The organism is Mesorhizobium sp. M5C.F.Ca.IN.020.32.2.1 (genome assembly GCF_004023105.1).
Taxonomy (GTDB): Bacteria; Pseudomonadota; Alphaproteobacteria; order Rhizobiales; family Rhizobiaceae; genus Mesorhizobium; species Mesorhizobium wenxiniae.
The window spans coordinates 1-3,539 of the sequence record NZ_RZSX01000680.1 but is presented as its reverse complement, the minus strand read 5'-3'; the positions used below and the strand labels follow the sequence as shown (position 1 = coordinate 3,539).

General features: G+C 65.2%; 3 protein-coding genes. All 3 read left to right on the top strand.

What is annotated here, in order from left to right:
* On the top strand, positions 1–2,123 hold a 2,123-nt coding region (locus EOA86_RS26875; protein WP_128344463.1), incomplete at its 5' end, for an aldehyde dehydrogenase family protein.
* Between the two features lie 186 nt (positions 2,124–2,309).
* Complete coding sequence (locus EOA86_RS26870) at positions 2,310–3,041, top strand: SDR family oxidoreductase (protein WP_127208421.1); 732 nt, start codon at positions 2,310–2,312, stop codon at positions 3,039–3,041.
* Between the two features lie 27 nt (positions 3,042–3,068).
* Positions 3,069–3,539 (top strand): fumarylacetoacetate hydrolase family protein (locus tag EOA86_RS26865; RefSeq protein WP_164892004.1); only part of this gene is annotated, 471 nt, incomplete at its 3' end.

Here is a 3,539-nt window from a genome sequence, read left to right as displayed (position 1 = left end):
CGAGATGGAGCGCCAGCTCCGGCTACAGCCGAGCCAAAGCGCTCTACGCCATCGGCCGCGCCATGCAGCGCCACCAGCGGCTGTTCGCGGTGCTGGAATCGATCGACAACGGCAAACCGATCCGCGAAAGCCGCGACATCGACGTGCCGCTGGCCATCCGCCATTTCATCCACCATGCCGGCTGGGCGCAGGCTCTGGACAAGGATTTTCCGGATCAGAAGGGCGTCGGCGTCGTCGGCCAGATCATCCCGTGGAATTTCCCGCTCTTGATGCTGGCCTGGAAGATCGCGCCGGCGCTGGCCGCCGGCTGCACCGTGGTGCTCAAGCCGGCCGAGTTCACGCCGCTCACCGCCATCCTGTTCGCCGAGATCTGCGAACGATCAGGCGTGCCGAAGGGCGTCGTCAACATCGTCCACGGCGGGCCGGAGGCGGGTGCGGCAATCGTCAATCATCCCGGCATCCAGAAGATCGCCTTCACCGGCTCGTCCGAGGTCGGCAAGATCATCCGCAAAGCCACTGCCGGATCGGGCAAGAAATTGTCGCTGGAACTTGGCGGCAAGTCGGCCTTCGTCGTCTTCGAGGACGCCGATCTCGACAGCGCCGTCGAGGGACTGGTCGACGGCATCTGGTTCAACCAGGGCCAGGTCTGCTGTGCCGGCTCGCGCCTGCTGGTCCAGGAAGGCGTCGCCGAAGCCTTCATCGCCAAGGTCAAGACGCGGATGAGCCGGCTGCGCGTCGGCAGCCCGCTCGACAAGAACACCGATATCGGGCCGCTGGTCGACTTGACCCAGCTCGACCGCGTCAAGGGGCTGGTCGCCGCAGGGGCCAAGCAGGGCGCCGTCTGCTGGCAGCCGGATGTGGCGCTGCCGGCTTCCGGCTATTACCATCTGCCGACGCTGGCGACAGGCGTTTCGCCGGCCAACATCCTGGCGCAGGAGGAGGTGTTCGGCCCGGTGCTGGCGACAATGACCTTCCGCAACACCGAGGAAGCGGTCGAGCTCGCCAACAACACGCGCTACGGCTTGGCCGCCTCGGTGTGGAGCGAGAACGTCAACCTCGCCCTGCACGTCGCGCCGCAATTGAAGGCCGGCGTCGTCTGGGTCAACGGCACCAACATGTTCGACGCCGCCTGCGGCTTCGGCGGCTACCGCGAGAGCGGTTTTGGCCGCGAAGGCGGGCGCGAGGGCATGTTCGAATATCTCTCGGCAAAACTGCCGCTCGGCCCGGCCATCAAGCCGGCAATGGCTACGACACAGCCTGTCGAGCAGGCGGAAGGCGACACTATCGATCGCACGGCAAAGCTGTTCATCGGCGGCAAGCAGGTCAGGCCGGACGGCAATTATTCGCTTGCCGTCGCCAGCGCCAAGGGCAAGCTTGCCGGCGAGGTCGGTCTCGGCAGCCGCAAGGATGTGCGTGATGCCGTCGCGGCTGCACGTGGCTGCAAGGGCTGGCCGGAGGCGACCGCCTACAACCGCAGCCAGGTGCTTTACTATCTGGCCGAAAACCTGTCCGGCCGTGCCGACGAGTTTGCGGCGCGTCTCACAGAGCTGACCGGCGCCACCGCGAAGGCGGCGCGCGAAGAAGTCGAGCTGTCGATCGAGCGGCTGTTCTTCTATGCCGGCTTGGCCGACAAGTTCGAGGGCCGCGTCCACCAGCCGCCGGCCCGCACCGTCACGTTGGCACTGCATGAGCCGGTCGGCGTCGTCGGCATCGTGGCACCCGACAATGCGCCCCTGCTCGGCCTGATCTCGCTGGCCGCGCCGGCGCTCGCCATGGGCAACACCGTCGTCGCGGTGCCATCGGAAAAGTATCCGCTGCTTGCCACCGATCTCTATCAGATCATCGAATATTCCGACGTTCCGGCCGGCGCCATCAACATCGTCACCGGCCGCAGCGCCGAGCTCACCGGCGTGCTGGCCAGGCACGACGATGTCGACGGGCTCTGGGTGTTCTCCGATGCCGAGACCTGTGCCAACGCCGAAGCCGAGTCCATCGGCAATCTCAAGCGCGTCTGGACCGGCAACGGCCGCAGCCTCGACTGGGCGTCGACCGAGGCCGCCGGCGATGCCTTTCTGCGCCGTGCCGTCGAGGTTAAAAACGTCTGGGTGCCTTACGGCGACTGAACGGTCGCCATTCGCGCGGCGTCGGACTAGAAGCGTTCGGGCTTGACGGCACAAAAGATGTTCTTTACCGAGAAAAAACATTTGCCCCTAAGCGAACAGCAATACAGGCGGCATGATAGTGCCTATCTGGCACATTGCGCCTTGGCCGCGTGCCAGTAAGAACCGGCGGCCACAGAGGAGAAAAGCATGGCGGATCTGGCCGGCAAGATCGTTGTCGTCACAGCGGCGGCACAAGGCATCGGCCGTGCGAGCGCGCTGGCTTTCGCCAGGGCGGGCGCTGTCGTCCATGCCACCGACATCAATGAGGTGATGCTAGCCGAACTTGGCAAGACGGCTGGCATCAAGACCCGCAAGCTCGACGTGCTGAACGACGAGGCCGTGACGTCGGCCTTCGCCGAGATCGGCGCCGTCGATGTGCTGTTCAACTGCGCCGGCTTCGTCCATTCGGGCTCGATCCTCGAGATGAAGGACGCCGATCTCGACTTTGCTTTGGATCTCAATGTCCGCTCGATGATCCGCACCATCCGCGCCGTGCTGCCCGGCATGCTGGAGCGCGGCGACGGCTCGATCATCAACATGGCGTCGTTGGCGGGCTCGACCAAGGGCGTGCCCAACCGCTTCGTCTACGGCCTGACCAAGGCGGCCGTCATCGGCCTGACCAAATCGATTGCCGCCGATTATGTCGGCAAGGGCATACGCTGCAACGCCATCTGCCCGGGCACGGTCGAAAGCCCGTCGCTGCAGGACCGCATGCACGCGCAGGGCGACTACGAGGCGGCCCGCGCTGCCTTCATCGCCCGCCAGCCGATGGGCCGCCTCGGCACGCCCGAGGAAATCGCCGATCTCGCCGTCTATCTGGCCGGCGCCACCTATACGTCGGGGCAGGCTTATAATATCGACGGTGGCTGGTCGATTTAAGCTCACCTCAATCAAGGAGAGAATTCTATGAAACTGCTGCGCTATGGCGAGGCGGGGAGCGAACGCCCCGGCCTGCTCGATGCGGATGGGACGATCCGTGACCTCTCCGCCCATGTCACCGACATTGCCGGCAAGGCGCTCGACCCGGCATCGCTTGAGACATTGTCGAAGCTCGATCCGAAATCGCTGCCGGCGGTTCCCGGCAAGCCGCGCATTGGCGCCTGCGTCGCCGGGACCGGCAAGTTCATCTGCATCGGCCTGAACTATTCCGACCATGCCGCCGAGACCGGCGCCACGGTGCCGCCGGAGCCGATCATCTTCATGAAGGCGAGCTCGGCCATCGTTGGACCGGACGACGACGTGCTGATCCCGCGCGGCTCTGTGAAGACCGATTGGGAGGTCGAGCTAGGCGTGGTTATCGGCAAGACCGCGAAATATGTCACCGAGGCCGAGGCGCTGGACTATGTCGCCGGCTATTGCGTCGCACACGACGTGTCC

Coding starts and splice junctions, on each gene's coding strand:
- EOA86_RS26870 (WP_127208421.1), top strand. CDS start 2,310: ATGGCGGATCTGGCCGGCAAGATCGTTGTCGTCACAGCGGCGGCACAA.